The sequence below is a fragment of the Mesorhizobium sp. B3-1-9 genome, assembly GCF_006439595.1.
Taxonomy (GTDB): Bacteria; Pseudomonadota; Alphaproteobacteria; order Rhizobiales; family Rhizobiaceae; genus Mesorhizobium.
In genome coordinates, this window is the sequence record NZ_VFTJ01000001.1 from 176,814 (window position 1) to 196,673 (window position 19,860).

Below are 19,860 nucleotides of genomic sequence, written 5' to 3' on the forward strand. Positions count from 1 at the left end.
ATTCGCCATGACCGACCGGTTGAAGAAGATACTGCTCGGCGAGCAGGGCCTCGTCGTGATCTTCATCGTCGCCTTCGCGCTGGTGTCGCTGCTGGTGCCGAACTTCCTCACCGACCGCAACATGCTGGGCCTGCTGCAATCGGTGGTCACCGTCGGCATCGTCGCCTGCACGATGATGTTCTGCCTCGCCGCGCGCGACTTCGATCTGTCGGTCGGCTCCATCGTCGCCTTTGCCGGCATGGTCGCGGTGATGGCCTCGAACGCCACAGGTTCGATCCTGCTTGGCCTTATCGCGGCGATCGCTTGCGGCGCCGTCGTCGGCTGGGTCAACGGCGTCGTCATCGCCAAATTCCGCATCAATGCTCTGATCACCACCTTGGCCACCATGCAGATCGTGCGCGGTTTTGCGCTGATCTCGTCGGACGGCCGCGCCGTCGGCATCAACAGCCCGGACTTCTACCAGCTTGCCTTGTCGAAGCTGCTCGGCATACCGACGCCGATCTGGGTGCTGGCGGTGCTCTTCGCCATTTTCGGCTTCGTGCTCAACAGCACCGTCTTCGGCAAGAACACGCTGGCCATCGGCGGCAATCCGGAAGCCTCGCGCCTTGCCGGCGTCAATGTCGACAGGACGCGGATCTGGATCTTCACGCTGCAGGGCGTGGTCTGCGGCATCGCCGGCATCCTGCTTGCCTCGCGCATCACCTCGGGCCAGCCCAACGCCGCGGTCGGGCTCGAATTGTCGGTGATCTCGGCCTGCGTGCTCGGCGGCGTCTCGCTTGCGGGCGGCAGGGCCACGATGTCGGGCGTCATCGTCGGCGTGCTGATCATGGGCATCGCCGAGAACGCGATGAACCTGCTCAACATCCCGGCCTTCTACCAATATATCGTCAGGGGCGTGATCCTGCTTCTGGCGGTCCTGCTCGACAATCTGCGCTCGTCGGCAATGGGCCGGCGCTGAGCCGGCATGTCGATGTCGGGCCGACAGGGCTGAAGAGACTCGTTTCCGGCCAGACCTTCACGGGCTGGGATCGCCATGGCCGTCTTCGACTGGAGTGACGACGATGACTGAACGCCTTTCAGGCAAACGCATCTTTCTCACCGGCGCCGCCCAGGGCATCGGGCTCGCCATCGCCGAAGCCTGCCTGGCCGAGGGGGCGGGTTTGTTCATGATCGATCGCGACGGCGAGCTCCTGGACAAAGCCGCCTCCGGCCTGTCGGCGCCGCGCGGGCGTCTCGGACACTGCCGGGCCGATATAACCGATGCCTCGGCGGTCGCGTCGGCTGTCGCCCGCGCGGGCGAGGAAATCGGCCCGGTCAACGCGCTGATCAACAATGCGGGGATGAATGTCTTCTCGACGCCGCTCGACGCCAGCGAAGAGGAATGGAACCGCAATTTCGACGTCAACGTCAAAGGCGCGTGGAATTGCAGCAAGGCGGCCTTGCCGGGCATGCTGGCAAGCGGCGGCGGGGCGATTCTCAACATCGCCTCCACGCACGCCTTCACCATCATCCCGCATACCTTCCCCTATCCCGTCGCCAAGCACGCGCTGCTCGGCCTGACCAGGTCGCTGGCGCTCGAATATGCCGGCCAGGGCGTGCGCGTGAACGCGCTGGCGCCGGGCTATGTCGAGACGCAGAAGGCCCTCGATTACTGGAACAGCTTCGACGATCCGGAGGCCGCGCGCGCCAAGACGCTGGCGCTGCATCCGGGTGGGCGGATCGCCACGCCGGAAGAGATCGCCATGGCAGCGGTCTTTCTCGTCTCCGACGAGTGTCCCTTCATCAACGCCGCCTGTCTCGTCGCGGATGGCGGCCTGAGCGTGCTTCACCACCCCTGAAACAAGCCATGAACCATTGATATGCCGCGGGAACTCAAAACCACCGCGACCCGGCATCAGGGCTGATGATGGCCCGCATCGAGCTCGCCGGCGACCGCCTCCGCTATGTCATGCAGTGCGACGAGGGATCCGCCATGTCGAAGGTCGCTGAAATCTGTCCACGAGAGGCTGAGGTCACATAGGACCCTTCAAGCTCCGCTCCAGGTCGTTGCGTATCAGCCCATGCCGGCGCGCATCCGCGCCTGAGACGGCGGGGCTGGATGGCGCATATCCGCGCCGTTCAGCCCAGCTCATTTCGACTGTTGACTCATCTTTCCGTCTGTGCAGAAATTGGTTGGACCATTGAACCATTTTAGGCTCGGCTGGCGTGACCGATTTCCTGCCTCCCATCCAGACCACGGCCCGCGACGACGCGGTTCTGAAGGCGTTGGCGGGTTTCGTTCGGCAGGAGGCTCTGGGGCCCGGTGAAAGACTGCCGACAGAGCGCATCCTGGCTGAACGCCTCAAGGTCAGCCGCAACACGGTGCGTGAGGCGCTGACGCGCTGGGAAGGCCTCGGCCTTGTAGAGCGGCGGCAGGGTTCGGGCACCTACCTCAAGGCCGCCGTCTCGCCCGATATGCTGCACATGCCGCTGACATTAGCCGGTGGCAATGATTTCGCCGGCCTGATGTCCACGCTTGAGATCCGGCGCGCGCTGGAAGCGGAGGCCGCCGCGCTCTGCGCCATTCGTGCCGGCAAAGCTGAACTCGCCGAGATCGAGCGCAAGCTCGACGTCATGGAAGAGGCTTTCCAGACCCGCGCCGGCATGTCCTCGGACGAGGATTGGGAGTTCCACCAAGCGATCTTCCGCGCTTCCGGCAATCCGCTGTTCGAGCAGATCATCGCCGCCATGTACGAGTTGTTCCACCGCTTCTGGGAGCATCCTCTCGGCGTGCGCGACTTCGGCCATGCCAGTTTTCCTTATCACCGGACCATCTTCAATTGCATCGCCGCGCGTGACCCCGATGGGGCTCGTGCCGAGGCGCTAAAACTCATCGCCACCGTCGAGGACGATTTGAAGCGCGGTGCCGCCAACCTCAAACTTTCGGACCGCAGATGAACGAGCAGCCCAACACCTTCGACCCGGCCCCCCTGGCTGGCGATTATCTCGGCGAGGCGGCGACGCTGCTGGCGCATGACGATCCGTTTCCCGACGGCGCGGTGGTGCCGCCGATCTACCAGACCTCGCTGTTCACCTTCGCCAATTATGCCGACATGGCCGACACCTTCGCCGGCCGGCGAAAGCAGCCGATCTATTCGCGCGGCGACAACCCGACGGTGATGGAATTCGAAGCACGTGTCGCCGCGCTCGAAGGCGCGGAGGCCGCGCGCGGCTTTTCCAGCGGCATGGCGGCCATCAGCGCCACGGTCCTTGCCTTTGTCGGCGCCGGCGAGCGCATGGTTGCCGTGCGCAACTGCTATGGCGACGCCTACCGCCTGTTCGAGCGGCTGTTCCCGCGCTTGCACATCAAGGTCGATTATATCGACGGCTCCGATCCCGACGCGGTTGCCGCGGCACTTCCCGGCGCCAAGCTGCTCTACCTGGAAAGTCCGACCTCGATGATGTTCGAGCTGCAGGACCTGGAGCATCTGACGCGGCTTGCGAAGGAGCAGGGCATCGTCACCACCATCGACAATTCCTGGGCCACCCCCGTCTTCCAGAAGCCGATTTCGCATGGCGTCGACCTGGTGCTGCATTCGGCCTCGAAATATCTGAGCGGCCACAGCGACACCGTCGCCGGCGTGGTGGCCGGCTCCGCCGTCCATATCAAGCACATCAACGAGCAGACCTATTCGCAGCTTGGCGGCAAGCTGTCGCCCTTCGAAGGCTGGCTCTTGCTGCGCGGGCTGCGCACGCTGCCGCTGCGCCTGCCGCATCACATGAAGAGCGGACTTACGATTGCCGAGCGGCTGAAGGCGCATGGCAAGGTCGAGCGAGTCAACCATCCTGCCTATTCGAACCACCCCGGCAAGAAGACGCTTGCCGGCTATGCCGGGCTGTTCTCCTTCGAGGTCACCGAGGATGTCGACATCCCTGCCTTCGTCGATGCGCTGAAGTTCTTCCGCATTGGCGTCAGCTGGGGCGGCCATGAAAGCCTGGTCGTGCCGGCCAAGGCCTCGCTCGAGCAGACGCCGGGCATCAATTCGATGGCGCGCTTCGGCGTCAGCCCCCGAACCATCCGCTTCAATGTCGGATTGGAAAATGTCGAGGACCTCTGGGCCGACATCGCCCAGGCCTTCGACAAGTCAAAAAAATAATGGATCAAAAATGGGAGTCCTGAACATGAAAAGACCGACCTTCATGCTTGCCGCCGTAGCCGGCCTGGCGATCTCCGCCAGCGGCGCGCTGGCCGACACCACCATCAAGCTGGTCGAAGTCATCACCAGCCCGCCGCGCACCGAATTCCTGAAGAAGCAGATCGCCGAATTCGAGACCGCCAATCCGGGCATCAAGGTGGAAGTGGTCTCGCTGCCCTGGGGCCAGGCCTTCGAGAAGTTCCTCACCATGGTGCAGGCCGGCGACACGCCCGACGTCGTCGAGATGCCGGAACGCTGGATGGGCCTCTATGCCAACAACGGTCAGCTCGAGGATCTCGGTCCCTTCATGGCCAAATGGCCCGACGCCAAGACGCTCGGCGACCGCGCCAAGCAGTTCGGCTCGACCGTCAACAACACCCAGTTCATGATCCCCTACGGCTACTATGTGAACGCGCTGTTCTGGAACAAGAAGCTGTTCAAGGAAGCTGGTCTCGACGGCCCGCCGGCAACGCTCGATGAGTTCGTCGCCGATTCCAAGAAGATCTCGGCCATCCCGGGTAAATATGGCTACTGCCTGCGCGGCGGGCCCGGCGCCTTCAACGGCATGCACATGTTCATGAACATCGCCGACGGCAAGGGCGGCTACTTCACCGACGACGGTGTCTCGACCATCAACGACGAAGGCTCGGTCAAGGGCCTGCAGATGCTGGCCGACATGTACAAGAACGGTCTGGCGCCGAAAGATTCCGTGAGCTGGGGCTTCAACGAAACGGTGACCGGCTTCTATTCCGGTACCTGCGCCATGCTCAACCAGGATCCGGACGCGCTGCTCGGCATCGCCGACAAGATGAGCGCCGACGACTTCGCGGTTGCGCCGTTGCCGGTCGGCCCGAGCGGCAAATCCTATCCGACGCTGGGCTATGCCGGCTGGGCGATGTTCGCCAATTCCCAGCACAAGGACGAAGCCTGGAAGCTGATGGCGACACTGCTGTCACCAAAGGACAATCTGGAATGGGCCAAGGAAGTCGGCGTCGTGCCGATCCACAACGGCGCCGACCAGGACGCGCATTTCAAGACCGAGCAGTTCAAGGGTTGGTTCACCGAGCTCAACGACAGCTCGAAATATGAAATGGTGACGCCGCCGACGCATCTGGAAAACCTCGGCAACTTCGTCGACCAGGTGGCGATCAAGAATTTTCAGGAAGTGCTGCTCGGCCAGAAGCCGGCCAAGGATGTCGCCGATGAATGGGCCAAGTTCCTGACCAAGGAACAGCAGGACTGGCTGGCGAAAAACAAGAAGTAAGGCGCAGGCCTTTTCCTTCGTCCCGTTTACGGGGAGAAGGTGGCCCGATAGGGCCGGATGAGGGGCAGCGCCGAGTTCTGAGAAGCTAGCGCCGCCCCTCATCTGCCTGCCCGTCCTTCGCAGCAGCTGCGCCGCTGCTACGGAGGGTGAACCGGCATCTTCCCTCGTTCACGGGGAGAAGGACGCTGTCGCCGTCCCCGGCACCCAATCACCACCGTAGAGCCAGAACGTATGACCTACGCAGTGTCCGAAATCCGATCCGCCGCCGCGCCGCGCAAGCGGCGCCTCAGCAAGGCCGCGATCGAGCCGTGGCTTTATCTTTCGCCGGCTATCGTTCTGCTGGTCATCGTGCTCCTGGTGCCGCTGATCATCGGCATCAGCTATTCGTTCCGCAAATTCTCCGCCTTCAAGTCGGAATATGTCGGGCTCGGCCAATACCAGGCGATGCTCTCCGACCAGGTGCTCGGTCAGGCGCTGATCAACACGCTGTGGTGGACGGTCGCCAGCCTGTTCTTCCAGTTCTTTCTGGGCTTGGGTCTCGCATTGCTGCTCGACAAGCCGTTCTACGGCCGCAAGCTCGTGCAGGCAGTTGTGTTCCTGCCCTGGGCCGTGCCGTCCTTTCTCTCCGGCCTCACCTGGGCCTGGCTGTTCAACCCGATCATCGGGCCGCTGCCGCATTGGCTCTTCGCGCTTGGCCTCAAGGCGGAGCCGACCAATGTGCTGTCGGATCCGGCCACTGCCATGTGGGGGCCGATCGTCGCCAACATCTGGTTCGGCATCCCGTTCTTCGCCATAACGCTGCTTGCCGCGCTGAAGTCGATCCCCTCCGAATTGCATGAGGCTGCAGCCATCGACGGCGCCTCGCCCTGGCAGCGCTTCACCAAGGTGACGCTGCCCTTCCTGGCGCCGACCATCGTCATCACCGTGATGCTGCGCACCATCTGGATCGCCACCTTCGCCGACCTGATCTTCGTCATGACCGAGGGCGGGCCGGCCGGCTCGACCAGCACGGTGCCGGTCTACATCTATGTCAGTGCCTTCAAGTCGCTCGACAAGGGGTATGCATCGGCGGTGGCGGTGCTGCTTCTGGTGCTGCTCATTGCCTACGCCATCGGGCTGATCGCTATCCGCCGCACCCTGGTGAGGCACGTCTGATGATCGCCGGTCGCTCCACTTCCTCGCGCATTTTCGGCGGCATCGGGCTCTACGGGGCGGTCGCGGCTTACGTGATCTTCGCGCTGTTCCCGATCTTCTGGACGCTGAAGATCTCGGTGACGCCGGAGCGCCTGCTCTATTCGGAAGGCATCACCTTCTGGCCGTCGCAGACGACCTTCCAGAACTTCGTCACCGTGCTCGAAGCCTCCGACTTTCCACGCTATTTCCTCAACAGCGTCATCGTCTCGGTGTCGACGGCCGCCTTTGTCACCGTCATCGCCACGCTCGCCGGCTACGCCATGTCGCGTTTCACCTTCCGCGGCAAGGCAACGCTGGCCATCTTGCTGTTGCTGACCCAGACCTTCCCGCTGGTCATGGTCATTCCGCCGATCTATCGCATCATGGGCGATCTCGGCCTCACCAACAGCCTGATCGGTCTGATCATCATCTACACAGCCTTCAACACCGCCTTCGCCACTTTCCTCATGCAGTCCTTCTTCGACGGCATCCCGAGGGATCTTGAGGAGGCGGCGATGATCGACGGCTGCACCCGTGCTCAGGCGATGCGCCGGGTGATCGTGCCGCTGACCTTGCCGGGAATGGGCGCCACGCTGGGTTTCGTCTTCACCGCCGCCTGGAGCGAGCTTCTGTTCGCGCTGATGCTGATCTCCAGCGACGAGCAGAAGACCTTCGCCGTCGGCCTGCTCACCTTCATCGGCAAGTTCGCCGTCGACTGGGGGCAGATGATGGCGGCCTCGATCCTGGCGCTGATTCCGGTCTGCGTCTTCTTCGCCTTCCTGCAACGCTATCTCGTCACCGGCCTCACTGCCGGCGCGGTCAAAGGATAATCGATGGCTTCCGTCACGCTGCAAAACGTCGAGAAGGATTATGGCGCGCTGCGCATCCTGCATGGCGTCGACCTCGAGATCGCCGATGGCGAGTTCGTCGTGCTGGTCGGCCCGTCCGGCTGCGGCAAGTCCACGCTCTTGCGCATGATTGCCGGCCTCGAAGAGGTCACCGGTGGTGAGATCCATATCGGCGAGCGGCTGGTCAACGACGTCGCGCCGAAGGATCGCGACATCGCCATGGTGTTCCAGTCCTACGCGCTCTATCCGCATATGGACGTCTCCTCCAATATGGGCTTCAGCCTGCTGCTGAAGAAGGCCGAGAAGACGACGATCGACGACAGGGTCGGTGCCGCCGCCAAGCGGCTTGGCCTCGACTCCTATCTCCGCCGCCTGCCGCGCCAGCTGTCCGGCGGCCAGCGCCAGCGCGTCGCCATGGGCCGCGCCATCGTGCGCGATCCGAAAGTTTTTCTGTTCGATGAGCCGCTGTCCAACCTCGACGCCAAATTGCGCGTCCATATGCGCGCCGAGATCAAGGCGCTGCACCAGCAGCTCAAGACCACGTCGGTCTACGTCACCCACGACCAGGTCGAGGCCATGACCATGGCCGACCGCATCGTCGTCATGCATGACGGCTATGTCCAGCAGGTCGGCCGTCCGCTCGAGCTTTACGACCGGCCGGCCAACACTTTCGTCGCCGGCTTCATCGGCTCGCCCGGCATGAATTTCTTGCCGGCTAAGGTCGCCAGGGACGGCAAGGCCGATGCCGTGCTCGCCGACGGCCAGAAGCTTGGATTGCCGGACGGTTTGCCGCTGCAGGACGGCGATGCGCTCACCATCGGCCTGCGGCCCGAGCATATCAGACTGGTCGACGATGGTGCGCTGAAGGCCGAGGTCGAGGTGGTCGAGCCGCTCGGCCTGTCGACGCAGTTCTATGTCCGGCTGGCCAACCAGCAGATCTGCGTCTTCGTCATGGGACGCAGCGACGTGAGGCCGGGTGACACCATCCGCCTCGCTGCCGATCCGGCGGCGCTGCACCTCTTCGATCCAAAGAGCGGAAATCGGATCGGCTAGCTGGCCAACAGCGACGCGTCATTGGATGGCTTCGCCAGCAACGCACCGGCGGCAGATGTGGGTGTTCAACTCGGGTACGATCGTTGCGCTGGTGATGGCGACAATTTGATCGCTCAAGGGTCGGCGCCTTCGAGAATATCGACAGGTGAATTGCGGATTTTGATTGCTAGACTCCTGCTGATTCGTCTCGACAGGAAAAGGCATGAGCAAGGCCCTCGGCACATTCGCACTGATCACGGTTTTGAGCGCTTTGCTGATGGCGCTGTCATTGGCCGTGGCGAGGCACGGCTACCCCTATGGGGCGTATGGCGTGAAGCGTCTCGACGGTATCGCCGACGCCGGCTCGTTCCTGGCGATCGCCGCCATCTATTTCTTCGGCGCCATGCTGATGATGATCTTGCCGATCCGCGCCGCCGGCATCGTGCTGACCCATGCAGCCGATGCGATCTTCTGGGCGACGATCATGCTCTTCGCGACGATCGTCGGCTCGCTGGTTGCCAGATGGGCCTTCGGTCAGCACGAGGTGCTTTGGGCGCTGTTCAACTGGCGCTTCCTGTTCGTCGCGGCGATCGTGGCGGCGCATCTCACCATGAACGAGCTTCGCCGCAACATCCTGCTCAGAAGCCTGTTCTTCGTCGCCTTCGGCGCGGTCACGCTCGCCTGCCTGTTCTGGTCATTCTCGACCTGAGTCCTAGCTTTGTCGCATATGGCTGGTAGACCTCCTGCCAGGCAATGGCTATATCATTTGTCTGACAATTGACCCGGTCGAAGGCCGCCGCGACCAAAACCCAAGGAAAAACAAGATGACCGTGCTGCGCAAAAACCTGATCGACGGCGAGTGGCTTGGCGAGGCCGGCTCGCGCAACATCAACCCATCGAACACCAACGATGTCCTCGGCGAATATGCTTCGGCCGGGCCGGAGCAGGCAAAGCAGGCCATAGCGGCCGCCAAGGCGGCCTTTCCGGCCTGGTCGCGCTCAGGCCCGCTGGCCCGCCATGCGGTGCTGAAGAAAACCTCCGACGAGATCATGGCGCGCAAGGACGAGATCGGCCGCTCGCTGGCCCGCGAGGAGGGCAAGACGCTGGCCGAGGGCGTCGGCGAGACGATCCGGGCGGCGCAGCTCTTCGACTTCTTCGCCGGCGAGACGCTGCGTCTGTCGGGCGAGATGGTGCCGAGCGTCAGGCCCGGTGTCGGCGTCGAGATGACCCGCGAAGGCGTCGGCGTCGTCGGCATCATCACGCCGTGGAATTTCCCGATCGCCATCCCCGCCTGGAAGATCGCGCCGGCGCTGGCCTACGGCAATACCATCGTCTTCAAGCCGGCCGAGCTGGTGCCTGAAAGCGCCTGGACCATCGTCGACATCCTGCATCGTGCCGGTCTGCCCAAGGGCGTGCTCAACCTCGTCATGGGCAAGGGCTCGGTTGTCGGCCAAGCGATGCTCGACAGCCCCGACGTCAACGCCATCTCCTTCACCGGCTCGGTCGGCACGGGAAAGCGCGTCGCTGCCGCAAGCGTCGAGCATATGCGCAAATTCCAGCTCGAAATGGGCGGCAAGAATCCGCTCGTCGTGCTCGATGACGCGGATCTTGGCACGGCCGTCGATTGCGCCGTCAACGGCGCCTATTTCTCGACCGGACAGCGTTGCACGGCCTCCTCGCGCCTGATCGTCACCGAGGCCATACACGATCGCTTTGTCGACGCCATGAAGGAGCGCCTGGACAAGCTCGTCATCGGCGACGCGCTCGACGCGCAGACTCAGATCGGTCCCGTCGTCGACGCAACCCAGCTCAAGCAGGATGAAGACTACATCGCCATCGGTGTGAGGGAAGGCGCAACGCTTGCCTTCGGTGGCGAGCGGCTCGATCGCAAGACACCGGGTTTCTATCTGCAGCCGACGCTGTTTACCGGTTCGACCAATGCGATGCGCATCTCGCGCGAGGAGATTTTTGGCCCAGTCGCCAACGTCATCCGCGTCAAGGATTATGACGAAGCCCTGACTGTCGCCAACGACACGCCGTTCGGCCTCACCTCCGGCATCTGCACCACCAGCCTGAAGCACGCGACCCATTTCAAGCGCAATTCCGAAGCCGGCATGGTGATGGTCAACCTGCCGACGGCGGGCGTCGACTTCCATGTGCCGTTCGGCGGCCGCAAGGGTTCGAGCTACGGCCCGCGCGAGCAGGGCCGTTACGCCATGGAGTTCTACACCACGGTGAAGACCGCCTATACATTCGCCGGCTAAGAGGGATCGATGGCGTCAACCCTGGACGACATGACATGGCTCAACCCGCCGCCGCGCCACACGGTCGGCGACGGCACGCTCACCGTTCGGACGGGCAAGGACACCGACTTCTGGCGCGAGACCTTCTACGGCTTCTGGCGCGACAACGGCCATTTCCTCTACCGCCCGGTCGAGGGTGATTTCAGCGCCGAGGTCACCGTCCAGGGCGACTACAAGGTGCTCTACGATCAGGCGGGGCTGATGCTGCGCCTCAGCGAAACGCACTGGATCAAGGCCGGCATCGAATACACCGACGGACTGGCCTACTTCTCCGTCGTCGTCACCAACGACACCTCCGACTGGTCGCTGGTCGCCATTGCTGCCGGCAAGGACGGCGTCCGGATCCGCCTGACCCGTCACGCCGAGGCGATCCGCATCCAGTATCTGGACGCTTCGGGTGGCCACTGGAAGCCGGTGCGGCTGGCCTATTTCCCGATCTCGAAAACGGTCGATGTCGGCATGATGTGCTGCTCGCCGCAGCGCGAGGGTTTCGAGGTCACCTTTTCGGACTTCACCATCCGGCCGCCGATTTCGCGGAACCTGCACGACTGACGCGGCGCTACCCGTTCATCCGGTGCTGGAAGAATTGCAGGAACAATTCGCGCTCCGTGGTGATGTCCAGCTTCTCATAGATGCGGCGGCGATGGTTCTTCACCGTGCCGACGGTGATGCCGAGCCGCTCGGCGATGTTGGCGGTCGGATGGCCGGCGAGGATCAGCTGCACCAGCTCGCGCTCGCGTGAGGACAGCTCCGGCCACAGGTTTTGCGGAATGCTGGGTTTCTGCTGCGGCGAGGCGCCGGGACCGCTCGGCGCCGAGGTGCGTGAAAAGTCCGAGCCGCGCGCCTTGATGTCCAGCGCATGCAGCGCCTCGAACACCGGCAGCCGCTCGGTCAGCAGCGCGATCTCGCTGTCCTTGAACGATACGGTCGAGCGGTCGAGGAATATGCCCAGGCACCAGTCGCCGCCGTCGGCGAGCAGGATGCCGACCTCGTCGCAGATTTCCGACTGCGCCAGGAAACCGGCAATGTATTGGCCGCGCTTGGCCTCCTCGTCGGCCAGTCCCTTGAGCGGCATGATGCCGAGCCGGCGCTCGCGCCGCCACGAGGCATAGAAGGGATCGAAGACATAGTAATTGTCGAGATAGCGCCGCACCATCTCGTCCGAGAAGCGCCGGTGCTTGACGAATTCCGGCGTCCTGGTCGCCGAATAGCGCGTCACCGTCACAAGGTCATGCGCGATGTCGGCGCCGATCAGGTCGATCACGCAGTCGACATGCCGGTCGGTGCCGGTGGCGGCGATCGCCTTGGCCAGCGGCGCCCAGATATTGCCCATGCGCATGCCCTTTTCTCGGCGAACCGCGCCGCGCGGTCATTGTGTCTTTAGGCATATGGCGCGATCCGGCTCCGGGAATCTAGCCTGTGGTCATTCTCGGCAAGGGAAAGCGACCCGTGGACCAGATCACCACCAATCCAATCGTCATCGGCATCGACGCTGGCGGCACCATGACCGACACGATCCTTGTGGATCAGGACGGCCACTTCAAGATCGGCAAGTCGGCGACCACGCCTAAGAACGAGGCCGAAGGCTTCCTGGCTTCGGCAGAGGACGCGGCCGATGCCTGGGGCATCTCGCTGCAGGACCTGTTCTCCGGCGTCAACGTGGTGCTCTATTCCGGCACCGGCATGCTCAACACGCTGTTGTCGCGCACCGGCCGCAAGCTCGGGCTGATCACCACCAAGGGCCTCGAGGACATGATCCTGATGGGCCGCGGCCTGCAGGCCTGGGCGGATTATTCCTATGCCGACCGCCTGCACGCGGTCACCCACCATCATCCCGATCCGCTGGTGCCGCGCCGCCGCACGCATGGCGTGACGGAGCGCATCGACCAGTTCGGCGACGTCATCCTGCCGCTCTACGAGCACGAGGTGTATGCCGCCGCCAAGAAGCTCATCGCCGACAAGGTCGAGGCGATCTGCATCATGACCGTCTTCTCGCACGTCAACCCGGTGCATGAGAAGCGCATCGCCGAAATCTGCCGCGAGGAGATCGCTGCCGCCGGCGCCGACATCCTCGTCTACACCAGCCACGAGGTGCGCCCGGTGATCCGCGAGCAGTCGCGGCTGAACTCGGTGCTGATCGAGGCCTACGCCACATCGCGCGGCCGCAAGCAGTTGAAGGGCATCGAGGACGTCTCGAAGAAATACGGCTTCAAATATGGCGTGCAGACGCTGCTCTCCTTCGGTGGCCTGACCTCGATCAACCATCCGCGCCTGCACGAAACGATGATCTCCGGGCCGATCGGCGGCATCCTGGGCGCCGCCTATGTCGGCAAGCTGATCGGCAACGACTCGCTGATCTGCTCGGACATGGGCGGCACGTCCTTCGACATGGGCGTCATCACGCGCGGCCAGACACGCATCGAGAACGAACCGCTGATGGACCGCTTCAAGCTCAACGTGCCGACGTTGCATCTCGACACGATCGGCGCCGGCGCCGGCATGATCCTCAAGGTCGATCCGTTGACCCGCAAGGTCTCGCTCGGGCCGGAAAGCGCCGGCTCCGACCCCGGACCGATCTGCTTCGCCAAGGGCGGCACCGAACCGACCATCGCCGATTGCGATGCCATCCTCGGCCGCCTGAACCCCCACTACTTCCTTGGCGGCAAGGTCGTGCTGCAGGTCGAGAAGGCGAGGAAAGCGTTCGAGGAAAAATGCGCCCAGGTGCTCGGCGTCGGTGTCGAGGAAGCGGCCGAAGGCATGATCGACATGCTGGAGGCCGACGCCAACAACGCGCTGCGTCGCGTCATTTCGGGCCAGGGCATCCATCCTTCGGAATTCACGCTTTTGTCCTACGGCGGCTCGGGGCCGCTGCATCTGGCCGGCTGCTCCAGGGGCATCGGCTTCAAGGACATCATCACCTTCCAGTTCGCCGCCGCCTTCTCGGCCTTCGGCTGCACCACAGCCGACTTCATGCGCCGCCATTCGGTATCGACCCAGATCGACATCGGCGCGCGGGCCAGCGATGACGAGCTGGTCGCCTTCGGCAAGAAGGTCACCAACGTCTGGGACGACCTGACCAAGGCCGCGGTCGATGAAATGGTCGCCGACGGCCACGCGCTTCCCAAGATCAACACCGTGCCGTTCCTGATGATGCGTTACACCGGCCAGTTGGAAGACGTCGAGGTGATGGCGCCGCTGTCGGCGATTCACTCCGCCGACGACATGCGCAGGATCATCGCCGAGTTCGAGGCGGTCTATGCCAAGGTCAACCACCGCGTCTCGCGCTATGGCGAGGCCGGCTTCTCGATCACCGAGCTCGGGTTGATCGCCACCGCCGACAAGGTGAAGCCAACTTTGGTCAAGCGTCCGCTCGGCAAGTCGGATCCGGCGTCTGCCCATAAGGGCGTGCGCGAGGCCTATATCGGCGGCCGCTGGCACAAGGCCAATCTCTACGAGATGGACCTGCTGCAACCCGGTCACGAGGTCATCGGCCCGGCCATCATCGAACATCCGGCGACGACGCTCGTCGTCCATCCGCAGGACCGCGTCCATGTCGATGAATGGACGCTGCTCCACTACACCCACGCTTGAGAAGGGCGAACGCCATGCTGGACAAACCCGCCTCTGCGCTGCGCATCCGCGAACGGCTGATCGAATCCGAACGGCTGATGGAAGAGACCGGCTGCTATGACGGCATCACCGAGCTTCAGCTGCGCAACCAGGACCCGCTGAAATTCGAGACGCTGCACACGAAGCTGCGCGCCTACTGCGTCTCGGCGCGCGAGATGGCGCGCCGCATCTCCGCCTCGCCCGGCGTGCGCGAGGTCGGCGAGATGGTCGTCGCCATCTACACGCCGGAAGGCGACGCGATCGCGCTTTCCAACGGCATCATGGTGCATGTGCACACGATGAGCCGCTTCATCAAATGGATGATCCGCAACAGCTACGAGGAAAATCCGCAGATCCGCGACGGCGACATCTTCGCCAACAACGACGCCTTCATCGGCACCGTGCAGGTGCCGGACGTGATGGACGTCGTGCCGATCTTCCATTCCGGTAAGCTCGTCGGCTGGGCCGGCGCCGTCTGCCACGAGCTCGAAGCCGGCGGCATCACGCCAGGCGGCGACGTCGCGCTGGCGCAGGAGCGCTTTACCGAAGGCCTGTTCGTCTGCGCCGAAAAGGTCGGCCAGAACGACGAACTGCGGCGCGACTACGTCATCCGCTGCGAGCGCAATCTCAGGATGCCGATCTACTGGGTGCTCGACGAGAAGGCCAAGGTCGCCTCCTGCATCGACATGCGCGAAAGCGTCAAGGCGCTGATCGACGAGATCGGCCTCGACTACTGGATGCAGGTGTCGAAGGAGTTCATCGAGGAAGGCCGCCGCGCCCAGCTCGCCCGCACGCGCCAGCTCACGGTGCCCGGCATCTACCGCGGCCACACTTTTTACGGCCACGTCACCAAGGGCAAGCCCGGCTACCAGCCGCTCGGCGATCCCGACTGGCTCTACAACATCCCGATCGAGATGGAGATCACCAGCGACGGCAAGATCAAGATGGACTTCGAGGGCACGCAGCCCTGGGGCTATCATTCGATGAACTGCACGCCGGCCGGCATGGATGGCGGCATGTTCGTGACGCTGACGCAGCACATGAACTTCGAGGGCCTGGTCAATGACGGCGCATGGATGGCGACCGAGTTGAAGCTGCCGCACGGCACCTGGACCAACCCCGACAATGAGATGGTGGCGACCGCCACCTCCTGGGCGCTGTTGCTGCCCGCCTATGGCGTCTTCCAGCGGCTCTTGTCGCGCTCCTTCATCGCGCGCGGCTTCGTCGAGGAAGCCTTTGTCGGCCAGGTCAACAGCCCGATGATCGAGATGGGCGGCACCAGCCAGTACGGCACGCCCTTCGGCATGGCGCATTTCGAATGCGCCGCCGCCGGCTCGGGCGCCTTGGCCATCAAGGACGGGCTGGACACAGCCTATGTCGGCTGGAATCCGGAATCCGACATGGGCAACATCGAGATCTGGGAACAGAACATGCCGATGCTCTATATCGGCAGGTCGATCGTTCCCAATTCCGGCGGCGCCGGCAAATATCGCGGCGGCTGTTCCTTCCTGTCGACCTGGCTGGTTTCCAAGACCGATCATCTCAGGCTGGTGACCTCCGAGCATTCCTCGCGCGTCTTCGACAATGGCGGCCTGTGCGGCGGCTATCCGGCGCCGACCTGCCAGAAGCATCGCGCGGTGCGGGATTCGAACATCTTCGAGCTGGCCGAAAATGGCGCGCCGCTGGCGCACCACACCGGCACCAATCCCTACCGCTCGGAGCTGGAACTGCGGCTGGAAGGCGAGCATGTGACGCTTGAAGGGCCGTACATCACCGCGCCGCACAAGACCGGTGACGTCTTCACCCACTCCTATAATGGCGGCGGCGGTTACGGCGACGTGCTGGAGCGCGATCCCGTCAAGACCGCCTGGGACGTCGAGAACGGCTTCCTCACCAGGGAAGCGGCCGAAGGCATCTTCGGCATCGTGCTCGACGAGGACGAGGAGGGCTTCCCCGTCGCCAATCTGGAAGCCACCAAGCGCCATCGCGCGGAAATGCGGGCGAAGCGCCTGGCGCACGCCAGGCCGGTTTCGGAATGGATGGCCAAGGAGCGCGAGCGGGTGAAGGCGGCCGGTTTCGCACCCGAGGTGAAGAAGATGTATGCCAGCGCCATCAAGCTCTCGCCGCGCTTCACCAAGGACTTTTCGACCTTCTGGGATGTCGATGCCAAATCGACCTTCGGCGTGGAGTAAGGACCATGACCTCATACAGCAAGGAAGTCATCGCCGATCTGGTTGCCGGCACGCTGCCGTGGCCGCAGACGCGCCGCATCATGAGCGCCTACAAGGACGACGACCGTTTCTTCAAATATGTCGCGGTGCTGCAGGACCGTGTCGGCTGGGAGGACCCGATCCTGCTCCCGGTCGGCGACCACCTCTTCATCTGCCAGAGCGGCGACGAGCGGGTGACGAAATGCGAATGCGGCCACTCCTTCGGCGACTACCGCAGGAACTGGAAGCTGAAGGCCGCGATCATCGTGCGCGACACAGAGGAGACGCTGCGCGAGATCTACCCCAACAGCGACCTGCCGGATCCGGATTGGATGGAAATCCGCGAATTCATCTGCCCTGAATGCGGCACGCTGCATGAGGTCGAGGCGGCTGCGCCCGGCTATCCGATCGTGCATGATTTCGAGCCGGACCTCGAAGGCTTTTATCGCGACTGGCTCGGCAAGCCGCTGGAGTCGTCAACGAGAGCAATTCCAGGAAAAGTGTGAAGCGGTTTTCCGTCCGGAATTGCGTCAACAGAGTGGGAGGCTGATGCCGCAGATGGGTCGCGTCGCAGGCAAGGTGGCGCTCGTAACCGGGGCCGGTCTCGGCCTCGGGCGGGCGTCTTCGCTCCTTCTGGCGTCGGAAGGCGCGAAGTTGGTCGTCAGTGACATCGACGAGAGGCTCGCCGGCGATACAGCGGCGGAGATCGTCAAGGCTGGCGGCGAGGCGCTGGCGTTGCGCCATGATGTGTCGAAGCCCGAAGACTGGCCCGCCGTCATGGCGGCGATCGAGCAGCGCTTCGGCCGGCTCGACGTGCTGGTCAACAATGCCGGCATCGCCATTGCCCGGAACATCGAGGACACGACGTTAGCCGAATGGCGGCGCACCATGGCGATCAACCTTGACGGCGTCTTCCTCGGCTGCCAGGCAGGCATCAAGCTGATGAAGAAATCCGGTGGCGGATCGATCGTCAATCTCTCCTCCATAGACGGCATCATCGGTGAGGCGGATCTTGCCGCCTACTGCGCCTCCAAGGGTGGCGTGCGCACCTTGACCAAGGCTGTTGCGGTGCATTGCGCCGAGCAGCGCTACGGCATTCGCTGCAACTCGATCCATCCCGGCTATATCTGGACGCCGCAGACGGAAAACTACCTGCGCGATCTGGGCACGCTCGAGCAGGAGAAGGCGAAGGCCTTGTCGCGCCACCCCATTGGCTTTCTCGGCGAACCCAACGACATCGCCTTCATGGTCCTCTATCTCGCCTCGGATGAATCGAAATTCGTCACCGGCTCCGAAATGGTGGTCGACGGAGGCTATCTTGCAGTGTGAACGCGGAGACCGCTTGCGATGACCAACCTCACCGGCCGCGGCGCCATCGTCACCGGCGGCTTTTCGGGCATGGGTTTTGCCATCGCCACGGCGCTCGCCAAAGCAGGCGCCAATGTCGCCGTCGGTTCCTATGTGGCGCCTCCGCGGCCGGGCAGGGCGGACGCCGCTTATTATCCCGGCGCCGACGAGATCGAGCGCGTGAAGTCGGCGCTGGCCATGCACGGCACCAAGGTGCATGCCGCCCATCTCGACGTGCGCGACAGCGCGCTCACCAACCTCTTCTTCGCCGAAGCCCAGGCGGCCATCGGCCAGGCAGATATCCTGGTCAACGCCGCCGGCACCACGGCAGAGCAGCCGGTCTGCGGCCATTCCGACGACCTGTGGGACAAGATCGTCGACACCAATCTCACCGGCGCATTCCGCGCGACGCGCGCCGTCCTGCCCGGCATGATCGAGCGCGGCTGGGGCCGGATCGTCAACGTCGGCTCGACGGCGGCTTCCGTCGGCTGGAAGGACAATCCCGCCTATTGCGCCTCCAAGGCCGGCCTGCTTGGGCTCACCCGTTGCGTCGCGCTCGAAGGCGCTGCGCATGGCGTCACCTGCGTGATGATCAGTCCGACCTGGGTTGAGACCGAGCTGATGCGCCGCAATGTTGCGCAGGTCGTCGAGCGCGAAGGCAAGGGCCGCAGCGCCGAGGAATTGATGGACGAATTCAGGAAAGGCAACCCCCAGGGGCGCATGATGCAGCCGGAAGAGATTGCAGCACTTGCGGTCTTCCTCTGCACGGACCTGGCCAAGGGGATTACCATGGAAAACATCCAGATCACTGGCGGCGCATTGTGGTAGCGTCGGACGAGGGAGTGGATCCCGGCTCTCATGGGAGAAGGCCGGCGTAGAAGAAGGGCTATCAACCAGCTAGGGGAACTGACATGAGAATGAAAACTGCCTTGCAAGGGGTCGGTCTCGGCCTCGCGCTGATGTGTGCCGCGACGACGGCCGGCCAAAGCGCCGATCTCGGCGCCAAGGACGAGCCGATCAAGCTCGCGATGTTGGAATGGACGGGCGCGCATGTTTCGACCCACATCGCCGGGCAGCTTCTGGAGAAGCTCGGCTATCACGTCGAATACGTCACCGCCGGCAACTTCCCGCAATTCTCGGGGTTGGCCGACGGCTCGCTCAGCGCCTCGGTCGAGATCTGGCTCAACAATGTCGGCGACATCTATCCGAAGGTGCTGGCGGAGAAGAAAATCGAGGACATCGGCAAGCTCGACCTGAAGACGCAGGAAGGCTGGATCTACCCCAAATTCATGGAGAAGGTCTGCCCGGGCCTGCCGGACTGGAATGCGCTGAACAAGCCAGAATGCGTGCAGGCGCTGGCGACGCCCGAGACAGCGCCCAACGGCCGCTTCCTTGATTATCCAGCCGATTGGGGTTCGCGCGCGGCCACCATCCTAGCCGACAACAACATGCCTTACACCGCGGTGCCATCCGGTTCCGAAGGCGCGCTGGTCGCCGAGTTGGAAGCGGCCGAGGCGGCCAAGACGCCGCTGATCATGATGTTCTGGGGCCCGCACTACGCGCTGGCCGAGAGCGATGTGGGTTGGGTGACGATGCCGCCCTGCAAGGAGCAGACCAACGAGCACTGCATCACGCCTCCGGACGTCGACAAGATCGTCTGGTCGGGTTTCGGCGCCAAATGGCCCGCGGCCTACGCCTTCCTGAAAGCCTTCAAGATGGATGCGACCGAACAGCAGAAGATGATGCTGGCCGTCGACAAGCAGGGCAAGGACCTCGACGCCGTCGTCAAGGAATGGATCGACAAGAACGAGACGGTGTGGAAACCTTGGCTCGACGCCGCCAAGGGATAATTCGCCGATGTGCCTGACAAAGGCCAAGGGCAACAAGGGCCCGGTTTCC

The 19,860-nt window shown here is 63.6% G+C and carries 18 protein-coding genes; 17 read left to right on the forward strand and 1 reads right to left on the reverse strand.

The features are described 5' to 3' along the window. The first annotated feature begins 7 nt into the window (after window positions 1-7). From araH to FJW07_RS00865, 11 genes are all read left to right on the forward strand, one after another. Complete coding sequence (araH, locus tag FJW07_RS00815; protein WP_140853826.1) at window positions 8-958, forward strand: L-arabinose ABC transporter permease AraH; 951 nt, start codon at window positions 8-10, stop codon at window positions 956-958. A gap of 103 nt (window positions 959-1,061) precedes the next feature. After that, window positions 1,062-1,838, forward strand: coding sequence for an SDR family oxidoreductase (locus tag FJW07_RS00820; RefSeq protein WP_140853828.1), 777 nt, complete (start codon window positions 1,062-1,064; stop codon window positions 1,836-1,838). A gap of 367 nt (window positions 1,839-2,205) precedes the next feature. Continuing rightward, complete coding sequence (locus FJW07_RS00825) at window positions 2,206-2,937, forward strand: FadR/GntR family transcriptional regulator (RefSeq protein ID WP_140853830.1); 732 nt, start codon at window positions 2,206-2,208, stop codon at window positions 2,935-2,937. Further along, window positions 2,934-4,136 carry a PLP-dependent transferase gene (locus tag FJW07_RS00830; RefSeq protein ID WP_140853832.1) on the forward strand — a complete coding sequence of 401 codons (1,203 nt, stop codon included), beginning with the start codon at window positions 2,934-2,936 and terminating at the stop codon, window positions 4,134-4,136. The genes FJW07_RS00825 and FJW07_RS00830 overlap by 4 nt, the downstream gene beginning before the upstream one ends. Before the next feature lie 25 nt (window positions 4,137-4,161). Next, window positions 4,162-5,439 carry a sugar ABC transporter substrate-binding protein gene (locus FJW07_RS00835; protein WP_140853834.1) on the forward strand — a complete coding sequence of 426 codons (1,278 nt, stop codon included), beginning with the start codon at window positions 4,162-4,164 and terminating at the stop codon, window positions 5,437-5,439. A 231-nt stretch (window positions 5,440-5,670) separates the two neighbouring features. Beyond that, window positions 5,671-6,594: a sugar ABC transporter permease gene (locus FJW07_RS00840; RefSeq protein WP_140853836.1), complete on the forward strand. Its 924-nt coding sequence runs from the start codon at window positions 5,671-5,673 to the stop codon at window positions 6,592-6,594. Then, window positions 6,594-7,442 carry a carbohydrate ABC transporter permease gene (locus FJW07_RS00845; protein ID WP_140853838.1) on the forward strand — a complete coding sequence of 283 codons (849 nt, stop codon included), beginning with the start codon at window positions 6,594-6,596 and terminating at the stop codon, window positions 7,440-7,442. Before FJW07_RS00840 ends, FJW07_RS00845 begins: the two co-directional genes overlap by 1 nt. A 3-nt stretch (window positions 7,443-7,445) precedes the next feature. Next, the gene (gene ugpC, locus FJW07_RS00850; protein WP_140853840.1) at window positions 7,446-8,513 is read left to right on the forward strand and encodes a sn-glycerol-3-phosphate ABC transporter ATP-binding protein UgpC; all 1,068 of its coding nucleotides are present in this window, start codon (window positions 7,446-7,448) and stop codon (window positions 8,511-8,513) included. Between the two features lie 202 nt (window positions 8,514-8,715). Further along, the gene (locus FJW07_RS00855) at window positions 8,716-9,201 is read left to right on the forward strand and encodes a hypothetical protein (protein ID WP_140644786.1); all 486 of its coding nucleotides are present in this window, start codon (window positions 8,716-8,718) and stop codon (window positions 9,199-9,201) included. A gap of 115 nt (window positions 9,202-9,316) precedes the next feature. Then, a complete protein-coding gene (locus FJW07_RS00860; RefSeq protein ID WP_140853842.1) occupies window positions 9,317-10,756 on the forward strand; it encodes an aldehyde dehydrogenase family protein in 1,440 nt (479 codons plus the stop codon). 9 nt (window positions 10,757-10,765) lie between these two features. Further along, entirely contained in the window at window positions 10,766-11,347 is a 582-nt protein-coding gene (locus FJW07_RS00865; protein ID WP_140853844.1) for a DUF1349 domain-containing protein, read from the forward strand. A 7-nt stretch (window positions 11,348-11,354) separates the two neighbouring features. On the opposite strand, the gene FJW07_RS00870 is transcribed toward FJW07_RS00865, so the two are convergent. Beyond that, window positions 11,355-12,134 (reverse strand): helix-turn-helix transcriptional regulator, encoded by a 780-nt coding sequence (locus FJW07_RS00870; protein WP_140853846.1) that lies wholly within the window; start codon window positions 12,132-12,134, stop codon window positions 11,355-11,357. A 110-nt stretch (window positions 12,135-12,244) separates the two neighbouring features. Between FJW07_RS00870 and FJW07_RS00875 the strand changes: the two genes are divergently transcribed. From FJW07_RS00875 to FJW07_RS00900, 6 genes are all read left to right on the forward strand, one after another. Then, window positions 12,245-14,386, forward strand: a complete 2,142-nt coding sequence (locus FJW07_RS00875; protein WP_140853848.1) for a hydantoinase/oxoprolinase family protein — start codon at window positions 12,245-12,247, stop codon at window positions 14,384-14,386. 14 nt (window positions 14,387-14,400) lie between these two features. Then, a complete protein-coding gene (locus tag FJW07_RS00880; RefSeq protein ID WP_140853850.1) occupies window positions 14,401-16,596 on the forward strand; it encodes a hydantoinase B/oxoprolinase family protein in 2,196 nt (731 codons plus the stop codon). A gap of 5 nt (window positions 16,597-16,601) precedes the next feature. Further along, a complete protein-coding gene (locus FJW07_RS00885) occupies window positions 16,602-17,120 on the forward strand; it encodes an acetone carboxylase subunit gamma (protein WP_140853852.1) in 519 nt (172 codons plus the stop codon). A 52-nt stretch (window positions 17,121-17,172) separates the two neighbouring features. Then, window positions 17,173-17,943, forward strand: a complete 771-nt coding sequence (locus FJW07_RS00890; protein WP_140853854.1) for a glucose 1-dehydrogenase — start codon at window positions 17,173-17,175, stop codon at window positions 17,941-17,943. A gap of 18 nt (window positions 17,944-17,961) precedes the next feature. Continuing rightward, window positions 17,962-18,789 carry an SDR family oxidoreductase gene (locus FJW07_RS00895; RefSeq protein ID WP_140853856.1) on the forward strand — a complete coding sequence of 276 codons (828 nt, stop codon included), beginning with the start codon at window positions 17,962-17,964 and terminating at the stop codon, window positions 18,787-18,789. 83 nt (window positions 18,790-18,872) lie between these two features. Then, complete coding sequence (locus tag FJW07_RS00900) at window positions 18,873-19,811, forward strand: ABC transporter substrate-binding protein (protein WP_140782496.1); 939 nt, start codon at window positions 18,873-18,875, stop codon at window positions 19,809-19,811. Window positions 19,812-19,860: the final 49 nt, after the last annotated feature.